General features: G+C 64.8%; 21 protein-coding genes. 19 read left to right on the plus strand and 2 right to left on the minus strand.

Annotated elements, in window-relative coordinates; all coding sequences use genetic code 11:
* The first annotated feature begins 124 nt into the window (after positions 1 to 124).
* From rluC to AC5WNI_RS04495, 3 genes are read left to right on the plus strand one after another with little or no spacing between them, the layout of a single operon-like run.
* A complete protein-coding gene (gene rluC, locus AC5WNI_RS04485; protein WP_285460174.1) occupies positions 125 to 1,084 on the plus strand; it encodes a 23S rRNA pseudouridine(955/2504/2580) synthase RluC in 960 nt (319 codons plus the stop codon).
* Complete coding sequence (locus AC5WNI_RS04490; RefSeq protein ID WP_495928814.1) at positions 1,077 to 1,763, plus strand: HAD-IA family hydrolase; 687 nt, start codon at positions 1,077 to 1,079, stop codon at positions 1,761 to 1,763. Before rluC ends, AC5WNI_RS04490 begins: the two co-directional genes overlap by 8 nt.
* A gap of 34 nt (positions 1,764 to 1,797) precedes the next feature.
* Positions 1,798 to 2,901 (plus strand): S49 family peptidase, encoded by a 1,104-nt coding sequence (locus AC5WNI_RS04495; protein ID WP_495928815.1) that lies wholly within the window; start codon positions 1,798 to 1,800, stop codon positions 2,899 to 2,901.
* Positions 2,902 to 2,946: 45 nt separating this feature from the next.
* Here the strand turns inward: AC5WNI_RS04495 and AC5WNI_RS04500 are convergent, their stop codons facing one another.
* Positions 2,947 to 3,543, minus strand: a complete 597-nt coding sequence (locus AC5WNI_RS04500) for a Maf family protein (protein ID WP_285460177.1) — start codon at positions 3,541 to 3,543, stop codon at positions 2,947 to 2,949.
* Between the two features lie 258 nt (positions 3,544 to 3,801).
* On the opposite strand from AC5WNI_RS04500, the gene AC5WNI_RS04505 reads away from it, so the two are divergent.
* From AC5WNI_RS04505 to AC5WNI_RS04580, 16 genes are all read left to right on the plus strand, one after another.
* A complete protein-coding gene (locus tag AC5WNI_RS04505; protein ID WP_107335333.1) occupies positions 3,802 to 4,332 on the plus strand; it encodes a YceD family protein in 531 nt (176 codons plus the stop codon).
* 33 nt (positions 4,333 to 4,365) lie between these two features.
* Positions 4,366 to 4,536, plus strand: coding sequence for a 50S ribosomal protein L32 (gene rpmF, locus AC5WNI_RS04510; protein WP_065392644.1), 171 nt, complete (start codon positions 4,366 to 4,368; stop codon positions 4,534 to 4,536).
* 29 nt (positions 4,537 to 4,565) lie between these two features.
* Positions 4,566 to 5,588 (plus strand): phosphate acyltransferase PlsX, encoded by a 1,023-nt coding sequence (gene plsX, locus AC5WNI_RS04515; RefSeq protein ID WP_495928819.1) that lies wholly within the window; start codon positions 4,566 to 4,568, stop codon positions 5,586 to 5,588.
* 288 nt (positions 5,589 to 5,876) lie between these two features.
* On the plus strand, positions 5,877 to 6,839 hold the full coding sequence (gene fabD / locus AC5WNI_RS04520) for an ACP S-malonyltransferase (protein ID WP_043331894.1): 963 nt from the start codon (positions 5,877 to 5,879) through the stop codon (positions 6,837 to 6,839).
* Positions 6,840 to 6,899: 60 nt separating this feature from the next.
* Complete coding sequence (gene fabG, locus AC5WNI_RS04525; RefSeq protein WP_175088200.1) at positions 6,900 to 7,643, plus strand: 3-oxoacyl-ACP reductase FabG; 744 nt, start codon at positions 6,900 to 6,902, stop codon at positions 7,641 to 7,643.
* Positions 7,644 to 7,743: 100 nt separating this feature from the next.
* Complete coding sequence (gene acpP / locus AC5WNI_RS04530) at positions 7,744 to 7,977, plus strand: acyl carrier protein (RefSeq protein ID WP_024950601.1); 234 nt, start codon at positions 7,744 to 7,746, stop codon at positions 7,975 to 7,977.
* A 339-nt stretch (positions 7,978 to 8,316) separates the two neighbouring features.
* Positions 8,317 to 9,561, plus strand: a complete 1,245-nt coding sequence (fabF, locus tag AC5WNI_RS04535; RefSeq protein WP_175088199.1) for a beta-ketoacyl-ACP synthase II — start codon at positions 8,317 to 8,319, stop codon at positions 9,559 to 9,561.
* A 120-nt stretch (positions 9,562 to 9,681) separates the two neighbouring features.
* Positions 9,682 to 10,572, plus strand: a complete 891-nt coding sequence (gene pabC, locus AC5WNI_RS04540; RefSeq protein ID WP_175088198.1) for an aminodeoxychorismate lyase — start codon at positions 9,682 to 9,684, stop codon at positions 10,570 to 10,572.
* Positions 10,573 to 10,644: 72 nt separating this feature from the next.
* Positions 10,645 to 11,646, plus strand: a complete 1,002-nt coding sequence (gene mltG / locus AC5WNI_RS04545; protein ID WP_285460180.1) for an endolytic transglycosylase MltG — start codon at positions 10,645 to 10,647, stop codon at positions 11,644 to 11,646.
* A 100-nt stretch (positions 11,647 to 11,746) separates the two neighbouring features.
* Positions 11,747 to 12,496: a dTMP kinase gene (gene tmk / locus AC5WNI_RS04550; RefSeq protein ID WP_495928822.1), complete on the plus strand. Its 750-nt coding sequence runs from the start codon at positions 11,747 to 11,749 to the stop codon at positions 12,494 to 12,496.
* Positions 12,493 to 13,518 (plus strand): DNA polymerase III subunit delta', encoded by a 1,026-nt coding sequence (locus tag AC5WNI_RS04555; protein ID WP_175088195.1) that lies wholly within the window; start codon positions 12,493 to 12,495, stop codon positions 13,516 to 13,518. Before tmk ends, AC5WNI_RS04555 begins: the two co-directional genes overlap by 4 nt.
* Before the next feature lie 309 nt (positions 13,519 to 13,827).
* The gene (locus AC5WNI_RS04560) at positions 13,828 to 14,178 is read left to right on the plus strand and encodes a PilZ domain-containing protein (RefSeq protein WP_175088194.1); all 351 of its coding nucleotides are present in this window, start codon (positions 13,828 to 13,830) and stop codon (positions 14,176 to 14,178) included.
* A 110-nt stretch (positions 14,179 to 14,288) separates the two neighbouring features.
* On the plus strand, positions 14,289 to 15,122 hold the full coding sequence (locus tag AC5WNI_RS04565) for a TatD family hydrolase (RefSeq protein ID WP_043331890.1): 834 nt from the start codon (positions 14,289 to 14,291) through the stop codon (positions 15,120 to 15,122).
* A 42-nt stretch (positions 15,123 to 15,164) separates the two neighbouring features.
* Entirely contained in the window at positions 15,165 to 15,824 is a 660-nt protein-coding gene (locus AC5WNI_RS04570) for a DUF1285 domain-containing protein (RefSeq protein WP_495928825.1), read from the plus strand.
* Between the two features lie 116 nt (positions 15,825 to 15,940).
* Positions 15,941 to 18,505 (plus strand): ATP-dependent helicase, encoded by a 2,565-nt coding sequence (locus AC5WNI_RS04575; RefSeq protein ID WP_495928826.1) that lies wholly within the window; start codon positions 15,941 to 15,943, stop codon positions 18,503 to 18,505.
* Between the two features lie 122 nt (positions 18,506 to 18,627).
* A complete protein-coding gene (locus tag AC5WNI_RS04580; protein WP_495928828.1) occupies positions 18,628 to 19,569 on the plus strand; it encodes a sulfurtransferase in 942 nt (313 codons plus the stop codon).
* Between the two features lie 124 nt (positions 19,570 to 19,693).
* On the opposite strand, the gene AC5WNI_RS04585 is transcribed toward AC5WNI_RS04580, so the two are convergent.
* Entirely contained in the window at positions 19,694 to 20,929 is a 1,236-nt protein-coding gene (locus tag AC5WNI_RS04585; RefSeq protein ID WP_495928830.1) for a dicarboxylate/amino acid:cation symporter, read from the minus strand.
* Between the last annotated feature and the right edge of the window lie 140 nt (positions 20,930 to 21,069).

Consider the following 21,069-nt stretch of genomic DNA (forward strand, 5'->3'; position numbering starts at 1 on the left):
TATGTGGCACGATGATTCCCCATTGGTCGCATGACACCGTAGAATGGCCGGTCTGAGTGCGCCCCAGGCGCACGGCAACAAGATGAGCAGGCCGCGCGAAGGCGGGGCCGGAAAGGAGTGCGACATGGCCGAAGGCCAATCAGTCCAGTGGATCGAGGTTGCCCCGGAATTGGCCGGGCAGCGCATCGACAACTTTCTGCGAACCCGCCTCAAGGGCGCACCCAAGGCGTTGATCTATCGCATCGTGCGCAAGGGTGAAGTGCGCGTGAACAAGAAGCGCATCAAGGTCGATTACCGCCTGCAGGCGGGAGACCTGGTGCGGGTACCACCGCTGCGCCTATCGCCGGAAGCCGCCGTGCAGGAAGTCAGTGACAATCTGCGCGAGGTGCTGGCGGGCTGCATCGTGCACGAGACGGATGACTTCATGGTCATCAACAAGCCCTCGGGGCTTGCCGTGCACGGCGGCAGTGGCGTCAAGATCGGCCTTATCGAGGCCATGCGCCAGATTCGCGCCGACCTGCCGTTCCTGGAGCTGGTGCACCGCCTGGACCGTGATACCTCCGGCTGCATTCTGCTGGCCAAGTCGCGGGCTGCGCTGTTGCAGCTCAATGCCGACCTCAAGGCCCACAAGATGACCAAGCTGTATCTGGCGCTGGTCGAGGGGCGCTGGGATTCACGTCGCGATTACGTCAATGCGCCGCTGGAGCGCTATGACGGCGGCAATGGTGAGCGTCGGGTGCGCGTCGATGAGTCCGGCAAGACGGCCAGCACCCGTTACGCGGTGCGTGAAGCCTATCCGAGCATGACGCTGGTCGAGGCCGAGCCGATCACCGGGCGTACCCACCAGATCCGCGTGCACTCGGTGCATGCCGGGCATCCGCTGCTCGGTGATACCAAGTACGGCACCGAGCGCGGCAATGCCCTGGCGAAGAAGGTCGGGCTGGAACGTCTGTTCCTGCATGCCGCCCAGCTCAGCTTTCCTGACCCGATCGACGGGCGAACCGTCACCGTGCGCGCACCACTGGACAAGCGGATGAAGCGCGTTCTTGCCACTGCCAGAGAGCTGGGAGCTCGTCATGACTGATCTCACGGCAGGACTGCTGCAACCGCGCTATCGCCTGGTCATCTTCGATTGGGATGGCACCCTGATGGATTCCGAGGCGCGTATCGTCGACTGTCTGCAGGCGGCCTCATTGGCGACGGGCATGGGTGAGCTGCCTGCCCATGCCGCGCGCGACATCATCGGTCTCGGGCTTCCCGAAGCCATGGCACGCCTGTTCCCGGGGGCGACGGCCGAGCAGTGCGAGGCGCTGGTGGCGGCTTACAAGGCGCATTTCGTGGCGGTCGATACCACGCCGCTGGATTTCTTCCCCGGTGTCGAGGCCGGCATCCAGCGTCTGCGTCGCCATCCCGAGCAGCTACTGGCCGTCGCGACGGGCAAGAGCCGCCGCGGGCTGGACCGCATGTTTACGGCCCATGACTGTGGTGACTGGTTCCATGCCTCGCGCACCGCGGACCTGACGCTGTCCAAGCCGCATCCCCGCATGCTCGAGGAATTGCTGGCCGAGCTGAACGTTGAGGCGCATGAGGCGCTGATGGTCGGCGATACCGAATATGATCTGGAAATGGCGCGTGCCCTTGGCATGCACAGTGTCGGTGTCGACTACGGCGTACACAGTGTGCCGCGTCTTGAGGCCTGTGCGCCGCAGCGCATCGTCTCGCATTTCGACGAATTGATGGATTGGCTGTACGTGGCCAGGTAATGGTCGCGATCGCCCAGCACAGGAGCAGCAATCGATGAGTGACAGGCCGCATGACCCCTGGCGTGAAGGCGCGGGTGGCAAGGACGAGAGCGAAGCGGGCTTGAGCGGGCAGGGCATGAGTGGGCAGGGCATGAGTGGACAGAGCGCGGCTGCCGCCCCCGAGCGAGAGGTGGACTGGCAGGCGCGCGAGCGCACCGCGCAGCTCGAGATGATGGACCGCTGGGTGCAGGGCGTGGTCACCGAGCAGCGTCGTTCGCGGCGCTGGAAGCTGTTCTTCCGCTTCCTGTTCGCCTTGCTGTTCATCGCCTCGATCGCGACCTCGGTGACTCTGTTCACGCTCGGCAGCCAGCCAGCGGCGCTGCCCGGCGAGCAGCATCTTGGCGTGGTGCGCGTGAAGGGCGTGATCGAAGCGGACGGTGAAGCCAATGCCGAACGCATCATCAAGGGGCTGCGTGCGGCCTGGGAGTCACCGGCCTCCGTGGCCGTGGTGCTCGACATCAACTCGCCCGGTGGCAGTCCGGTGCAGTCCCAGCGCGTCTATGACGAGCTGATGCGGTTGCGTGAGCGGGGCGATAAGCCGGTGATCGCGGTGATTGAAGACCTCGGCGCCAGTGGTGCTTATTACATGGCGGCCGGCGCCGGCGAGATCATCGCGGCACCCTCGAGCCTGGTGGGCTCCATCGGCGTGATTTCCTCAAGCTTCGGGCTCAAGGGGCCGATGGAGAAGCTGGATATCGAGCGTCGCGTGTTCACGGCGGGAGACAACAAGGCGTTTCTTGATCCGTTCTCGGAAATCTCGCCGGACCAGCGTGCCTTCTGGCAGAGCGTGCTGGCCACGACGCATCAGCAGTTCATCGCAGCGGTCAAGGCCGGGCGTGGTGAGCGCCTCAAGGATGACCCCGAACTGTTCTCGGGGCTGATCTGGACCGGCGAGCAGGCCCGGGGGCTGGGGCTGGTCGATCGTACCGGTACGCTGGAAGAGCTGGCGACTGAGCTGACGCCAGAGGCGGAATTGCACGATTACACGCCGCGTCAGGACCCCTTCGAGCGCTTCACGCGGCGCTTCGCCGGTGTGATGGCCAGTGCGATGGGGCTCGAGACGACGGTATCGCCGGTCAGTTACCGCCTGCCCTGGTAGGCGAGCCAGGGCCGCAGCCCTCGTCGGTCGGGGCTGCGGTGTCTCTCAGGGGCGCGGCGCATCCAGCAGAGGGTTGACGCCGGCTTCACGCAGCAGTTCGCACAGGCGAATCAGCGGCAGTCCGATCAGGCTGTTGGGGTCACGCCCCTCGAGACGCTCGAAGAGCGTGATGCCCAGGCCTTCCATGCGGAAGCTGCCGGCGCTGTCGAGGGGACGTTCGCGCTCGACGTAGCGCTCGATCTCGGCGCTGGTCAGGGAGCGGAAGACGACTTCGTAGTCTTCATGACAGACCCAGTGACGCGCGGAGTGCGTGTCGATCAGCGCCAGGCCGGTCACGAAGCGCACGCGACGTCCGGAAAAGCGCGCCAGCTGGGCGCGTGCGGCTGACAGGCCCGCCGGCTTGCCCAGTATCTCGCCTTCGAAGACGGCGACCTGGTCGCTGCCGATGATCAGGTGATGGGAGTAGGCATCCGCCACGGCGTCGGCCTTGCCGAGTGCCAGGCGATGGACCAGTGTCTCGGCACTTTCTCCGTGGCGCGGCGTCTCATCGATGCTGGGGGCTGTCCAGGTGAAGGGCAGCCCGAGGCGTTCAAGCAGTTCACGACGCCAGCGTGAGCTGGACGCCAGGACCAGTGGAGTCATCATGGCTCTCCCGTCGGGGCGCGTTGCGAGCATTGGCTGGGCGGCGCGCGGCAAGTATTTGAAAAACAAGGGTGGCAGGATGCCGTAAATCCTCTCGGCATTGAAGCGTCAGGCGCGTACAATCGCGCGCTGGACGTGTAGCCCAGTGTCAGTTGCCGCATATCGACGTGAAAGCGTGATGGTGAGGGGGCTGGCAAAAGCAACAAGTTGCTCATGCATTTTGACACCGGGAGGGGGAATCCCTATTATGGCGCGCCTATGTTGACCACAAGACTGCCGACCAAGGTCGAGCCCTACCGGCTGGCGTCAGCGGGTAAACGCCTTGAAGGCGTGATTCCACTGGCGAACATGCCCCGTGTTGTTGAGGCCATCGGTGCTCAGGAAGGGGATGTCAGCGTCTCCATGACCTTTGATATCGACACTCAACGTCGCAGCTTCATCGAAGGCTCCATCGCCTTCGAGGCAAGTCTGCTATGCCAACGTTGTCTGGGACCCACCGAGCCGGAGCCGCTTTCCAGCGAGTTTCTGCTGGGTCTGGTGACCAGTGATGCGCTGGCGGCGCAGCTGCCCGGTGAGTACGAGCCGGTAGTGGTGGAAAACGAACAGCTGGATCTCCTGACAGTGATCGAGGATGAAGTGCTCCTGGTCCTGCCGCAGGTGGTCTACCACGAGGAGGCCGATTGTGCCGTCTCTCGCGACCAGCTGGCCAGCGGTGTGGAACCCGAGGCCTCGGACGCACCCGCTGTGAATCCATTCAGTGTGCTTCGCACCCTGAAGGACAAGCACTGAACTCAATTTGTCGACAAGATTGGAGTAATCCCCATGGCAGTTCAGCAGAACCGCAAAACTCGTTCCAAGCGTGGCATGCGTCGTAGCCACGATGCCCTGACTGCACCGACCCTGTCCCAGGACAAGGAAACCGGTACAGTTCACCTGCGTCACCACGTCTCTGCCGACGGTTTCTACCGTGGCCGCAAAGTCGTTGATGCATAAGGCATTGATGCAGCGCGCGGCGTAACGCCGTGCGTATCGCCATCGATACGATGGGCGGGGACTTCGGTCCCCGCGCTACGTTACGGGGCACGGCCAGTGCGCTGTTGCGAGACTCGCAACTCAGCGCCATCCTGGTCGGCCCGCAGCATCTACTGGATGCCGAGTTAGACTCCCTCCCTGCTTCACTCTCCCGTGTTCGTGATCGCCTTCAGACACTCGCTGTCGACGGTATTGTCGCGTCTGATGCTCGCCCGTCCCGCGTCTTGCGCAGCCGCGAGCCCAGCAGCATGTCTCAGGCCCTGGGCCTGGTGGCGAAGGGCCAGGCGGATGCCTGTGTCAGTGCCGGCAATACCGGCGCCCTGATGGCGCTGGGCATGCGTGAAGTGGGAAGAGTGGAAGGGGTGGAGCGACCTGCCATCTGTGCCGCGGTGCCCACGCGTGGCCCACGCGCCTGCAGCCTGCTGGATCTCGGCGCCAACGTCGATGTCGCACCGCACCACCTGCTGACGTTCGCCCGCATGGGGGCGATGCGCAGTCGCCTCATCGACGCGGTCGAGTGTCCACGAGTGGGGCTGCTCAACGTGGGAGTCGAGTCGGTCAAGGGGACTGCGCAGGTGCAGGAAGCGCACGCCCTGCTGGCTGGCAGTGAGTCGGATTTCGACTACCTTGGCTTTGTCGAGGGCGGCGACCTCTTCTCCGGCGAGGTGGATGTGGTGGTCTGTGACGGCTTCGTCGGCAATGTCGTGCTCAAGAGCAGTGAAGGACTTGCGCAGATGCTGTCGGCACAGCTGGGGGCGACCTTGGCGGCCAGCTGGTGCACGCGCCTGATGGCTTGGCTGGCGCGTCCGGCGCTGACACGACTCTCGCGTGAGCTTGACCCGGTGCGCTACAACGGCGCCAGCCTGCTGGGCCTGGCGAACGTGGTGGTGAAAAGCCACGGCGGCGCGGCGGCGGAAGGCTTTGCCTTTGCCGTCACGCGCGCGGCCAGCGAGGCTCGCGAGCAGTTGCCCTCCCGCCTGGCGCAGGCCCTGGAAGGCACATACTCACGCTGAATGAGTAAATTGGTCTGATTTGTTCCTGTTGGGGTCGAGCTTCGGCGCACACGGTGCGACAATGCCAGCGCTTCGCGGCCGGGCGGTGAAGGCGGACGGGAATCAGGGGCAGGCAGCCCGCACAGGAAGTCCTCCGCAGGACAGCAGCATGATGTAAATGACAGGAAGCAGGTTTTCCCCTGGCAGAAGCGTGAGACACGGCAGTGATCGTCTCGCTTGCGAGCCAGTGGAAATCGGGTTTCTTGACCCGTGTCAGTCCCACCTGAACAGATGGAAATGGTGACAGCAATGACAGATTCCCTGGCCCTCATCTTCCCGGGACAGGGCTCCCAGCAGGTCGGCATGCTGCGGGAGCTGGCGGAGCGCTATAGCGTGGTCCGCACCACCTTCGAGGAAGCCTCTGACGCGCTGGGGCGCGATCTCTGGCACCTGACACAGGAAGGCCCGGCGGAGGAGCTCAATCGTACCGAGCTGACCCAGCCGGCGCTTCTGACCGCCAGTGTCGCCATCTGGCGCGTCTGGCAGGAGCTGGAAGGCCCGCGCCCGGCGCGCATGGCAGGTCACTCCCTGGGTGAATACAGCGCCATGGTCTGCGCTGGCGTGATCGGCTTCGCCGAGGGCGTCAAGCTGGTCAATCTGCGCGGCGAAGCCATGCAGACTGCCGTGCCGCAGGGCCAGGGCGCGATGGCGGCCATTCTCGGTCTCGAGAATGCCCAGGTCGAAGCCGCCTGTGCCAGCGCAGCGCAGGGTGAAGTGGTCGCGGCAGTCAACTACAATGCGCCGGGACAGGTCGTCATCGCCGGTGGTACTGCTGCCGTCGAGCGTGCCATCGCGGCATGTCAGGAAGCGGGGGCCAAGCGCGCCATGCCGCTGCCGGTGTCAGTGCCATCGCATTGTGATCTGATGCGTCCGGCGGCCGACAAGCTGGCAGAGGCGATGAATGCCATCGATTTCCGTGCGCCGCGCTATACCGTCATCCAGAACGTCGATGCCAAGGCACATGACGATGTCGAGACACTGCGTCAGCGTCTGATCGAGCAGCTCTATCAGCCGGTGCGCTGGACCGACTGCGTCAATGCCATGTTCGACAGTGGCGCGCGCAGCTTCATCGAATGCGGCCCGGGCAAGGTGTTGACCGGCCTTGGCAAGCGCATTCAGCGTCAGGCACGTGGCCTGGCCGTGAATGATCCGGATAGCCTGGAAGCGGCGCTGGAACTTGCCCGCGAGACCGCTGCCGAACAGAATCAGTAAGCTCGTGGCTGGCCCATCAGGCCGGCCATGTGACTTGGATCAGCCAACTCAGGACTCAAGATGACGAGCGAACGCAGAATCGCACTGGTGACCGGTGCCAGTCGTGGCATCGGCCAAGCCATCTCCCGTGAACTCGGCCGTCAGGGCCGTATCGTGATCGGTACCGCCACCAGCGAGAAAGGAGCAGCGGCCATTGGCGCTGACCTCGAGGCGCACGGTATCGAAGGCGCGGGCATGCTGCTCAACGTCACCGATCAGGACAGCGTCGACGCCGTGATCAAGGAAATCGGCGAGCGCTTCGGCGCCCCGACCATTCTGGTCAACAATGCCGGCATCACGCGTGACAACCTGTTGATGCGTTTGAAGGAAGACGATTGGGACGCGGTGCTCGACACCAATCTCAAGTCGGTCTTCCGTGTCAGCAAGAGCTGCCTGCGCGGCATGACCAAGGCGCGCTTCGGCCGCATCGTCAACATCTCGTCCGTGGTCGCGACCATGGGCAATCTCGGTCAGGTCAACTATGCTGCCGCCAAGGCAGGCATGGAAGGCTTTGCCCGCTCGCTGGCGCGCGAAGTCGCGTCACGCAATATTACCGTCAACTCAGTGGCGCCGGGCTTCATTGCCACTGACATGACTGAAGCATTGCCGGAGGCGCAGCACGAAGCGTTGCTCGGCAACATCCCGCTGGCGCGCCTTGGCCAGCCGGAAGAGATTGCTGCGGCAGTCGGCTTCCTGACCAGTGATGCAGCAGGCTACATTACCGGTGAGACGTTGCAGGTGAACGGTGGCATGAACATGCGCTGAACCCCACGCAGGGACGTGGTTGCGTCCTTTTGGGGTGGCCTATAAACTACGCCCAGCTTTTTCGAGCTGCGGATTCCGTACCACTAGGAGTGATTGTTAAATGAGCACCATTGAAGAACGCGTCAAGAAGGTTGTGGCTGAGCGCCTGAACGCCAAAGAAGAAGAAATCCAGAACTCTTCCTCTTTCACTGAAGACCTGGGCGCCGATTCCCTGGACACCGTCGAGCTGGTGATGGCTCTGGAAGAGGAATTCGATACTGAAATTCCTGACGAAGAAGCAGAGAAGATCACCACCGTGCAGGAAGCTATCGATTACATCGTCAACCACCAGTAAGGTGTGTTGAAGCGATCACGGAGCAACCTGTTGCTCATGGTCGTGATGCAATTGTCTGTACGTTCAAGAGCCGCACTGTTCCTCAGTGCGGCTCTTGTCGTTCAGGGGTATGCTGCGCAATACCGCGCCGAAAGAGCGTGAATTGCATGGTGGTAGGCGGTGGGCTTCGTGACAAATGCCCCCTTGTGGCAAGTGTCGGAATTCCTTCGTGAAAGTGGCCAGAAAAGCGCTTGAAAACCGACTGCCCACGCATGGCCAGGTTTCTGTATAATGCGCTCAATTACCGTCCGGGCGTCCATGGCCCTGGCGTGCCAATTCGATAGTTTTGGAGGAGACACGATGCCTCGCAGAAGGGTAGTGGTAACAGGTCTTGGCCTGGTGACCCCGGTCGGGAATACCGTCGAGGAAAGCTGGAGCAACATCAAGGCGGGCAAGAGTGGCATCGCGGCCATCGAGCATTTCGATGTCAGCGGTTTCAATACCCGTTTCGGTGGCTCCATCAAGGACTTCGATGTGAGTCAGTACCTGAACCCGAAAGAGGCCCGCAAGATGGACCTCTTCATCCAATACGGTATCGCGGCGGCCCACCAGGCCATCACCGACTCCGGCATTGAATGCACCGAAGACAACGCCGAGCGTATCGGTGTCGCCATCGGTTCCGGTATCGGCGGCCTGCCGATGATCGAGCACAACCACAAGGCGCTGGAGAAGGGCGGTGCGCGTCGCATCTCGCCGTTCTTCGTGCCGGGCTCCATCATCAACATGATCTCCGGCAATCTGGCGATCCAGTTCGGTTATCGTGGTCCGAACATCGCGATCACCACCGCCTGTACCACCGGGACGCACAACATCGGTTACAGCGCACGCACCATCGCCTATGGTGATGCCGACGTGATGGTGGCCGGTGGTGCCGAGATGGCGACCACGCCGCTGGGCCTGGGTGGCTTCTCCGCGGCGCGTGCGCTGTCGACCCGCAACGATGATCCGCAGGCGGCCAGCCGTCCGTGGGACCGCGACCGCGATGGCTTCGTGCTGTCCGACGGCGCCGGTGTCGTCGTGCTGGAAGAGTACGAGCATGCCAAGGCACGTGGTGCGACCATCTACGCCGAGGTGCTCGGGTTCGGCATGTCCGATGACGCTCACCACATGACGGCGCCGCCCGAAGACGGCCGTGGTGCGGCCGCGTCGATGCGCAACGCCATCCGTGACGCCAAGCTCGAGCCGAGCCAGATCGACTACATCAATGCCCATGGCACCTCCACCAATGCCGGCGACAAGGCAGAAAGTCTCGCCGTCGAATCGGTACTGGGTGATGCGGCACGTGATGTGGCGGTCAGCTCCACCAAGTCGATGATCGGTCACCTGCTGGGTGCTGCCGGTGCGGTCGAGGCCGTGTTCTGCGTGCTGGCGATGCGTGACCAGATCGCGCCGCCGACCATCAACCTGGACAACCCGGCCGAGGGCTGCAATCTCGATTACGTGCCGAACGTCGCACGTGACATGAAGATCGAGTACACCCTGTCCAACTCGTTCGGTTTCGGTGGCACCAACGGCTCGCTGGTGTTCGGCAAGCTCAAGGATTGATCACACGCTTTCGTGTTCTCTCTCCTCAGACGCGCTCCCATCCGGGGGCGCGTTTGTCTGTGGGGCGTCACCTCTGCCTTGCGTGTCGTGTCCGCAACCGTTCTCTGGAGGGCTGTATCGATGACGACTGATGCCTCTGGCAACGAGAGCTCAGATGACCGGGCCTCTGATGAAAAAAGCGCTGACGACAAGCACTCCCTTGCGGCGCTAGCTGCCGATCTGCCCAGTGATGACCGCGGCCTCGCCTATGGCGAGGGCGTGTTCGAGACGATTCTGGTGCGTGATGGCCAACCGCAGCTGTGGTCCTGGCATGAGGCGCGCCTGACGCGCGGTTGTCAGCGTCTGGGAATTGCGGCGCCTTCGTCAGCTGAGCTGGCGAGCTGTCTGGCGGTCTGTCAGGGCGAGGGGCTGGAAGTGCTCAAGCTGATTGTCACCGGCGGCTCCGGTGGGCGGGGCTACAGAGCACCTGAGTCACCGGAGGCACGCTTGCGGGCACGCGCGACGCCTTTTGCGGTCAATCAGCAGGCGCGGCGTGGTATCACGGCGCGGGTCTGCGAGCTGCGTGTGGCCGAGCAACCGGCACTGGCCGGGCTCAAGCACCTCAACCGGCTCGAGAACGTGCTGGCGCGCCGCGAGTGGAGTGACACGGCCATCAGCGAAGGCCTGTTGCTCAATGCGCAGGGCGAGCTGGTTGAAGCCACCAGCATGAATCTGGCCTGGTATCATGACGGGCGCTGGTTCACGCCGTGTCTTGATCGTGCCGGTGTCGAGGGCACGCTGCTGGCGGCGCTTGAGGCCGAGATGACTTTCGTGCGAGTCCGTGAGGGGCTTGAGTCACTCGCATGGGCCGAGCAGGTCGTCGTCATGAATTCCGTGCAGGGCGTCTGGCCACTGCGCACCTTGCTCAAGCCCGATGGCGCGATTCTGGCTGAGTGGAAGGATGCGGCGCATCCGGCGCTGGACGAGTTGAATCACACTGTCGCGCGCTTGCTGGGCGAGCCCGCGAACTGACGGAAGACGACGAGCGTCAGCAGGCATGCCTGTGCGGTCGTCGCCTTCGCCATGAAGACTGGAAACCTGATTATGCGAGTGTTCAAGATCCTCCTGATGCTGGTAGTGCTGGCCGTGGCTGCGGGTTTGGTGGGCTTTCGTTATTGGCAGGCGCAGTTGCTGTCACCGTTGGCGATCGAGAAGGAACAGCTGTTCGAGGTACCCAAGGGCGCCAGTCTGACCAGGGTCGTGGGCGAGCTCGAGTCACAGGGCATCATCGAAGCGAGCTGGCCGTACAAGGTATGGTCGCGCCTCGAGCCTGAGGCCGTCAATGGTCTGCGCGCCGGTGAATTCCGTCTCACGCCGGGCTTGAACGGTCGTGAGCTGGTGGCGCTGCTGTCCAGTGACGATGTGGTCAGCTATACCTTGACCGTGCCGGAGGGTTGGACCTTCGCCCAGATGCGCACAGCCATGGATGCCTCGCCCAAGCTTGAGCACACGACTCGCGACATGAGTGATGAAGAGCTGATGGCGGCTGTCGGTGCAGAGGGCGAGAAGCCGGAAGGGCGCTTCTTCCCGGACACCTACCGCTATCACAAGGGCGTCAGCGACCTCTCGCTCTACAAGCAGGCCTATGCCCGCATGAACAGGACGCTGGAGGAAGTCTGGGCCGGGCGAGACGACGACCTGCCGATCACCAGCGCCTACGAGGCGCTGATCATGGCGTCACTGATCGAGCGCGAGACCGGCGCGCCGGAAGAGCGCGACGAGATCGCCGGCGTCTTCAAGCGTCGCATGGAGCGCGGCATGCGCCTGCAGACCGACCCGACCGTCATCTATGGCCTGGGCAAGGACTATGATGGCTCGCTGTCGCGCGCCGACCTGCGCAAGCCGACGCCCTGGAATACCTACGTGATCACCGGCCTGCCGCCGACGCCGATCGCGATGCCCGGGCGCGCCGCGCTGGAAGCGGCGGTGCATCCCAAGGAGGGCGATACCTACTACTTCGTCGCCAAGGGTGAGGGCAAGCATCATTTCTCGCGCACGCTGCGCGAGCACAACAATGCCGTGCGCCGTTATATTCTCAATCGGTAATGCGTGGCGAATGAGCTGAAACCCGTGTGGCGAACAGGTCTGCCATGCGCTGCACGGGGCTGTCGTCGCGAGTCATCTGCTGTCTGAATCAGGAAACATCATGTCTTCACGTCCGAGCGCATCAAGCACGACGTCTTCTCGCCGCGCCGCCAGCGCGGCGGCCACCCAGGCTTCGCCTGCAGGTCGCTTCATCACCTTGGAAGGCGGTGAAGGCGTCGGCAAGAGCACCAATGTCGCCTTCGTGGTCGCCGAGCTAGAGGCGCATGGCCTCGAGGTCGTGCGCACGCGTGAGCCGGGTGGCAGCGAGCGAGCGGAAGCCATTCGCCAGTTGCTGCTGGACCCGGCGCCGGCCGAGTCGCTGAGTGATGATGCCGAACTGCTGTTGATGTTCGCCGCGCGTGCCCAGCATCTGGCCGCGACCATTCGCCCGGCGTTGGCGCGCGGTGCCTGGGTGGTGTGCGATCGTTTCACCGACGCGACCTTTGCCTACCAGGGCGGTGGCCGCAACCTGCCGCTGGCGGATATCTCCACGTTGGAATCCCTCGTGCAGAAAGGCCTGCAGCCGGACCTGACCCTGCTGCTGGACATGCCGGTCGAGGCGGCACGTGGCCGTCTGGCCGCTCGCCGCGCCGAGACCGGCGAAGGCGCCGACCGCATCGAGCAGGAAGCCGAGCAGTTCTTCGAGGCGGTGCGTGTCGGCTATCACATGCGTCGTGACGCCGACCCCGAGCGCTTTGCCACCATCGATGCCGGTCAGTCGCTTGAAGCCGTGCAGGCCGATATCGCGGTGGTGCTGGCGGCTCGCGTGGCGGCCTGGCAGGCGGACACTCCCAAGGATGTGCAGCCATGAGTGCTTCAGACGTCAGCAATGGTGTCACGCTTTCGAGCTTCTCGCCGCTGCCGTGGCAGCACTCGCTGTGGCAACACTTCACCGCGGTGCATGACAACGGTCGCCTGCCGCATGCGGTGATGCTCAGCGGACCGTCGGGGCTTGGCAAGCATGAGCTGGCCGATGCGATGATCGCTCGCGTGTTGTGTCGTACCGCCCAGGGCAAGCCCGGCGCAGCGGCCTGCGGTGAATGTCATGGCTGCCATATGCTGGCGGCCGGGCATCACCCTGATCTGATGGCGGTCGCGCCGCAGGATGTCGGCAAGATGATCCGCATCGACCCGATCCGTGAGGTCAACCGCTTCGTCTCCCAGACGGCCCAGCAGGGCGGCTACCGCGTCATTCGTCTGCAACCGGCGGAGTCGATGAACATCGCCTCGGCCAACGCCTTGCTCAAGAGCCTCGAGGAACCCGGCGCCAATACGCTGTTCATTCTGCTCAGTGACATGCCGTCGCGGGTGCTGCCGACCATCCGCTCGCGCTGTCAGCAATGGCCGCTGGTGATACCGCCGGCCGAAGAGAGCCTGCCATGGCTCACGCAGCAGCTGGGCGAGGATGCTCAGGCCCTGCTGCGCATGGCAGGCGGTCTGCCGCAGCTGGCGGTGCGTCTTGGCGAGGCGGAGCAGCGTCAGCTGCGTCAGGCCTTGCGCGAACTGTTCGATGCGTTGGTACGTGGTGGCGAACCGGTGGCAGAGGCGTGGCGACTGGAGCGCCAACCGCTGGCGCAGGTGCTGTGGTACGGTATTGCCTGGCTGGAAGACCTGATTCGCATGGGCCTGTCCGGCAATGCCGGCGACCTGCGTGACCCAAGTCTCGAGCCGCTGCTGAGACAGGCGGTCAAGAATGGGCGCACCCAGGACTGGTTCAAGCTGCTGGATTTCGCGCGCGAGCAGCGCCGCCTGCTGGCTGCGGGCGGCAACCCCAACCCTCAGCTGGTGCTGGAGGCCTGGCTGGTGCGTTGGGCCGCCTTGCTGCGCTCCTGAATGCGCAGCTGGCTTTTTCTGGCGTAAAGGCCCGAATGAAGGTCTGAGCTTCTGGTGTGAAGGCCCAAGTGAAGGTCGGAGCGAAGAGCTGAGGAAGGGGCTGAGCAAAGGCCCGCGTGGAAAGCCATGAGGCTGCGTGAGGCAAGGCGGGCAGGCTAGACTGAAGCCGACAGGCCGCTTGCTCGCCTTGCGTCAGATAACACAGGCAATGGCCGAAGAATACGCATTGATTCGTAGCGTGAGCCCTCATGTGGGCGTTGACGCTCGTCACGGGACTGCATGTGCCGGGAAACCGGCCGGAGGTGAAGGATGAATACCGCTCCACAGCAAGGCCAGAAGGCGCTCTCGCTGACCATTCGTGATCAGAAGACCCTGCTGGCCGCCTACATGTCGACCCTCGTGCGCGGCGGCATCTTCGTGCCGACCACCGAGCGCTACACCATGGGCCAGGAGGTCTATCTGCTGCTGACCCTGCCTGAGGAATCCGAGCGCATCCCGGTCACCGGGCGCGTGGTATGGATCTCCCCGCAGGGCGTCAGTGGCCGGCGCACTGCCGGGATCGGCATCCACTTCAGTGAAGAGGACCGCCAGGTGCGCGATCATATCGAGAACCACCTGGCCGGCATGCTCGGCAAGGGGCACGCGACCTATACGCTGTAGCGCGAGCGCAGCGTCGCTTCATCATCTCGACCGGCAGTGCCATGGGCGCCCGCCGGTCGAGCACGTTTTTCGCCGCGCTTCGCGTGGCCATCAGTAGTGAGAGTTCCCGGATGTTTGTCGATTCGCATTGCCACCTTGATCGTCTGAAACTGGAAGAGCACGGCGGCAGCCTCGAGGCTGTGCTGGACGCCGCGCGCGCCCGTCACGTGCACCAGTTTCTCGCCATTGCCGTCACGCTCGACGATGTGCCCGAGATCTCGGCCATCGCCCAGCAGCATGAGGATGTGGTGATTTCCGCCGGTGTGCATCCGCTGCATCAGGTCGACCCGGAACCCACGGTCGAGGACATCAAGAAGTGCGCCGAGCGCTTCGGCGCGGTGGCCATCGGCGAGACCGGCCTCGACTATCACTACGAGAGCGTCAGCCGCGAGCTGCAGTACGAGCGCTTCACGCGCCATCTGATCGCCGCGCGTGAGCTCGAGCTGCCGGTGATCATCCACACCCGTGAGGCGCGGGAAGACACCCTGGCGCTGATCAAGCAGCACACGGACCCCGCTGTCGGTGGCGTGCTGCACTGCTTCACCGAAGATCTCGACATGGCGCGCATCGCGGTGGGTCACGGCTTCATGGTCTCCATCTCCGGTATCGTCACCTTCCGCAACGCCGAACACGTCCGCGAGCTGGCGCGCGCCATCCCGCTGGACCGCCTGCTGATCGAGACCGACAGCCCCTATCTGGCGCCGGTACCGTACCGTGGTACCTCCAATGTGCCGGGCAATGTGGTCGAGGTCGCCGAATGCATCGCCGCCGAGCGCGGCATCACCGTCGATGAGCTGGCGATGCAGACCACCGCCAACTTCTATCGCCTGTTCCGTGCCGCTGCGCCGGAAGCGCCGGACAACGTTCGCGAAGCGCTGGCCAGCAGCGGTATGCTCATCGATTGAGCGTGGTATCCCGCATGATCTGACCACCAGGGAGGGAATGTCATGAATCCAGCCGCAATCCTCACCCAGCTGGGCGACAAGGCCACCAGCGGCAAGGCATTGCCGCCGGTGGATCAATGGCACCCGGCGCATTGTGGCGAGATGGACCTCGTCATCTGCGCCGATGGGCGCTGGATGCACGAGGGCACGCCCATCGGCCGTGCGCGACTGGTGCACATGCTGTCACGTGTCCTGCGCCGCGAGCCCGATGGCAGCTACTGCCTGGTCACGCCGGCGGAGAAGGTCACCATCCAAGTCGAGGACCGCCCCTTCCTGGCGGTGAACTGCTCCCGCGCCGAGAGTGATTCTGTGCAGACTGAGCTTGGACAGACTGGGCTTGGACAGACTGGGCTTGGACAGACTGAGCTTGGACAGACAGAGCCTCAGCCGGACGTCTGGCAACTGGTCACCGATCAGGGCGATGTCGTACGACTGGAAGGGGAGGCCTGCCTGACGTTGAGCGAGACGCCGGACGGCCTGTGGTTGCCGGAAGTGCCGGTGCGCTTCGGCCTTGCCGCGCGCCTGCACCGCAATCTCTACTATCGGCTGCTCGAGAGCGCCGAGACGCACGAGCAGGAAGACGGCAGCCTGACACTCGGCTTCATGAGCGGCGGGCGCTTCCAGATTCTGGGACAGCTGGCGGCCGATGAGGTCGAGGCCTGAACCTGTCTGAGCTTGTCTGAACTTGTTTGAGCCTGCCGCCTTCTGCTCTCTCTTCCGTATGCCCCTCACGTTCTGCTTCGTCCCTTTTCTCTCGCCGTCAGCCATTGCAGGTCTTCATGTCGTCACCACTTCCTCCCATCGAGCCCGACAGCACCGCAACCTCCGGGCCAGACGTTGCAGCATCGCCACTGGCGCTGGCCGTCGATCAGCTGACGCAACGGCTGACGGATCAGCAGCGCGCCGTGGTGGCGCATCGTGGGAGGCATGCGCGGGTGGCGGCGGTGGCGGGCTCCGGCAAGACCACGACGCTGGTGGCGCGGGTGCTGAGCCTGCTGGCGGAAGGCATTCCGGCGCAGCGGATTCTGGTGCTGATGTTCAACCGCTCGGCGCGCGAGGACTTCGTCGCCAAGCTGGCGCAGTCGGCCCCGCCGGGCACACGGCTGCCCGATATCCGCACCTTCCACTCCATCGGCCATCGCCTGACCACCACTCTGGTACGCTGGGGCAGCCTCGAGCCGCGCGAGCTCATCCAGCAGGACTGGGCGCTGGAGCGTCTGCTCAAGCAGGCCGCCCAGCGTGCGCTGGGCGATGCCGATCGCGCCGATCGTGAGGCAGCGCTGGAAGGCGAGCGCCTCGAAGCGCTCGCCCAGTTCTGTGATCTGGTCAAGGCCGAGATGTGCGAGCCGACGCTGCTGTACGAGCGCATGAACCTCGGCGAGCACACCGGCCACTTTGTCGAGTCCTTTACCCAGCTTGAACAGCTGCTCGAGCAGTACGGCCAGATGACCTATGCCGACCTGCTCTACCGTCCGCTGCGTCAGCTGGAGAGGGAGCCCGAGACCCGCGCGCGCATCCAGGGGCACCTGCAGCACGTGATCATCGATGAGTATCAGGACATCAATGAGGCGCAGCAGCGCATGCTGGCGCTGCTGGCGGGTGTACCGTCCAGCAAGTCGCCGTCCGGCGAGGCGTCGCCCGACGAAGCTTCCTCGCCCGGCGAAGCGTCGCCCGCAGCCTCCGGCGCCATGGCAGAAGTCATGGCCGTGGGGGATGCCAACCAGTGCATCTACGAGTGGCGTGGCGCGCGGCCTGACTACATGCTGACGCGCTTTGCCGAGAGCTTTGCCGCGCCGCTGGATTTCCCGCTCAGCTACACCTTCCGTCACGGTCATCGTCTGGCGCTGGCGGCCAATCACGCCATCGCCGCCAATGCGCGCCGCCCGGACCAGCTGTGCCTGGCTGCGCCCGGTACGCCGGCGACGCGCTTGTTCGAAGGTCAGGGCGCCGCCAGTTTGGTCGCGGCGCTCACGGCCTGGCGAGAGTCAGGGCGCAGTGGCGCCGAGGCCGCCGTGCTGGTGCGCAGTTGGGCGCTGTCGGTGCCGGTGCAGTTGCAGCTGCTCAAGGCCGGCATTCCCTTCCGGCTGGGGCAGGGGGATCGCTTCGTGTTCCGTCTGCCGCTGGTGCAGGCGCTGGCGGGTTATCTGGAGCTGGCACGTGATGCCACGCGTCTGCGCGACCCGGCGCACCTGCTGCTGCTGTTCACCCAGCCCACCGCCTTCGTCGCGCGCGAGCGCCTCGAGCGCCTGTGCCAGCAACTGGCCGACAGCCAGCGCTGGCCACGCAAGGAAGACCCTATTCTCGAGGGGCTCAAGCCGCTGCAACGCCGCAACCTGCACAAGCGCTGGAAGCTGTTGTGTGATCTGCCTTCGCTGGGTGACTGGGCGCCCGCGCGGCTGCTGCGTCATGTGGTCGATGAGCTGGAGGCCGACAAGGTGCTGCGCCGCGCCGCGGCCCGGCGTGACAAGGGCGAGGAGGATGTGCGCCTGCTGGATGTGCTGATCGAGCAGGCAGGGGAGCTTGCCAATGACCCCGATGCCTTCATCAATCTTTTGCGCAACCCGGTCGAGGACGCCGCCGACGGCGTGCTGATCACCACGGTGCACGGGGCCAAGGGGCTGGAGTGGCCGCTGGTGGGGCTGTGGGGCATGAACGAGGAAGACTTCCCGGCCTACTCGCGCGACAACCCGCTGTCGCCGGAGCGCCTCGAGGAGGAGCGTCGGCTGTGCTACGTCGGCGTGACGCGTGCCCGCGAGCAGCTGCACCTGTGGCGCGACGGTGGCACGCATACGCCAAGCCGCTTCCTGGCGGAGCTGTGTGTGGAGGACTGCACCCGCCTCGGCGACTGGATTCACGGTGCCGGCAAGCGCGCCAGGCTCGCCCGTCAGCAGGCCGAGGGTGGTGATGAGGCCGCCCGCGAGTCAGCGACCGGAAGCGACGAGCGCCTGCGTGTGGCGGCGCCGGCGCTTGGCGAGGCCTATCTGGCGCGGCTGCCTCTGGCACGTCACGGCATCACGCCGCCGACGCTGGAAGCGCTGCCGAAGAAGGTCGCCAGGTCCCCGGGCAGGTCGGCCAGCAAGTCGACTGCGCAAGGCCAGTCCAGCTCGGGCGGCACCCATGCTCGCGGCGCTCGTCAGAGCAATCGCTCTCCACGCGGCGAGCCGGCGGTGCTGCGACGCGTCGGTGATTGGGAAGTCGGTCAGCGCTTGCGTCACGAGAGCTTCGGGGAGGGGGTGATCGAAGAGGTCTCCGGCAATGAGGCCAATCCGCTGATCGAGGTGCGCTTCGACGATGGCAACAAGCGCCGCCTGATCGCCACGCGTGCCCCGCTGACAGCCTTGTGACCCTTGTGTCCCTTGTGACAATGGACTTGAGACTCGGGCGACAAGGCCGCGCGATTGCCAAGCCTTGCGCCGAGCACCATCATGCCTGCAGCGTATCTTCGTCTGCCCGAAAAGGAGTTCCCATGGCTCAGTATCCTGATCCTGCCGCATTGGCGGCAGCCTCCGTCTCCGCCTCATCGCTGCTGGTGCCGGACCAGCGCCAGGCGCCCCTGATCGATGCCAGCCAGCTGGTGACCCAGCTGGCGATGGCGGGCCTCAAGTCCCCCGTGGTGCTGGATTGCCGTGCGCGTCTCGACGATGGGGAAGCCGGCGAGCGTCTGTGGCGTGAAGGCCATCTGCCGGGTGCCATCCATGTCGATATGGACCGCGATCTGTCGGCCGCTGTGCGCGAGGACGGCGTGGGCGGGCGGCATCCGCTGCCGTCACATCAGGCGACGGCCGAGCTGTTCCGCCGCCTCGGCATCACGCCCGAGCAACAGGTGGTGGTCTATGACGACATGGGCGGGCAGATGGCGGCGGCGCGGCTGTGGTGGATGCTGACCTGGGCCGGGCATCCGGATGTGCGGGTGCTGGATGGCGGCATCCAGGCCTGGAATCAGGCCATGGGCGAGCTCAAACGTGCGCCTGCCCAACCGGTGGCCCCCACACCGAGCGACTGGCACCCGAGCTTTGATGACAGCCTGCTGGTCAGCGCCCAGGAGGTGGCCGCCACGGATGACAGCTTGCTGGACGCCCGAGGCGAGGCGCGTTTTCGCGGTGAGCAGGAGCCGGTCGATCCGGTGGCAGGCCACATTCCCGGCGCATTCTGCCGACCGACCCCCAGCAATCTCGAGGCCAATGGTCGCTTCAAGGACCGCATGAGCCTGGTGCGTGAATTGCGCAGCCTGTTGCCGGCAGAGAGTGGGGTGATCGCCTACTGTGGTTCCGGCATCAGTGCCTGTCAGAACATCCTGGCCTTCGCGATTGCGGGGCTGCCGCTGCCGCGCCTGTATGCCGGCTCCTGGAGTGACTGGACCAGTGATCCCGCACGTCCGGTTGCCACCGGTGAGGCCAGCGAGAAGTAGTCGCAAGCGCCAGCGCGATGAGGGCTGCTCAGACATGACAACGCCCGCCAGAGGTTTCTCTGGCGGGCGTTGTCGTTCGTGGGGCGCTTTGTCTGACTCTTCGCGTGCGTGCGTGCGTGCGTGCTTACGCTTGCGTCTTGGGCTCGGCGGTGGGCTTGCGTGAATCGAAGCGCTCCAGCAGGGCGGCGTTGGCGCAGTTGCCCATCACGTTGAGGGCGGTGCGCAGGCCATCGGTGAAGCGGTCCACCCCGGCGACCACGGCCACGCCTTCCAGCGGCAGACCTGCCGCACCCAGCACGGTGGTCATCGCGACCAGACCCGCACCCGGCACGCCAGCCGTCGAGAAGCTGACCAGCAGGCCGGTGGTGAACACGGTGATCACCAGCGAGGTGGTGACATCGATGCCGAACAGCTGCGCCACGAACAGCGCATTGAAGCCCTGCAGCACGGCGGCACCATCGCGCTTGAGGGCAGTCCCGAAGGGCAGCGCGAAGCTGGCCAGGGGTTCATTCATGCCGTAATCACGGGCATTGCCCAGCGCCAGCGGCAGGGTCGCGCCGGAGCTTGCGGTACCGAAGGCGAAGCCCAGGCTCTGGCCGAAGTGGCGCACGAAGGCCAACGGGCGGGCACCGGTGACGGCCAGCAGCACCAGATAGAGCAGCGCCATCAGCGTAAGCGCGATGATCAGGCCGATCACGTACATGCCCAGGCGCATCAGCAGGTCCAGCCCCTGGGTGGCGATCACCGAGGTGATCAGTGCGAAGACCCCCACCGGCGCCAGCTTGAGCACGAAGGACAGTACCTTGAGGCTGACGGTGTAACCGCTCTCGATCACGCGATGCAGCGGCGCGCTTTCCTCTGGCAGGGCGCGCATTGCCAGCCCGATCAGGGCGGCCGCGAAGATGACCTGCAGCACGCCGCCGCCACCCAGCGCGGTGAAGGGGTTGTTGGGCACCAGGCCCACCAGCCACTGGGCGATGCTGTCAGCGTTGCGGCCTTCAGGCGCCGAATCCACCAGACTCTCGGCGCCGCTGCCCGGCGTCAGCCAATGCGCAACCAGCATGCCCAGCGTCAGCGCCACGGCGCTGGTGACCACATAGCTGCCCAGCAGGCGCCCGGCATGGCGCCCGACATCGGCGCCGCCTTCGCGGTTGGTCAGGCTCATGATCAGGGCGCCGAACACCATCGGCACCACCACGAATTGCAGCAGGCGCAGGAAGATCTGGCCCACCGGTGTCAGCAGGTGGCTGTCGAGCCAGGCAACGCTGCCCTCGGGCAGAGCGCCTGCCCCGGCGTTCAGGGCAAGGCCGCTGAGAATGCCCAGCCCCAGGGCGAGCAGTATCTGGCGTGTGACGGACATGATGGCTCCGAAGCGATGGCATGAGTCTGAATTCGAGGGAGGCTAATGTGCTACCGGGAAGCTGTTATATCAACAATCGCTTTGAGAATGTTTTGGAATAACACAAGAAGCGCTTAAGGAGTGAAAGGCGTTCGCGCCCG

It is taken from the genome of Cobetia sp. PDI-12MA (assembly GCF_059507695.1).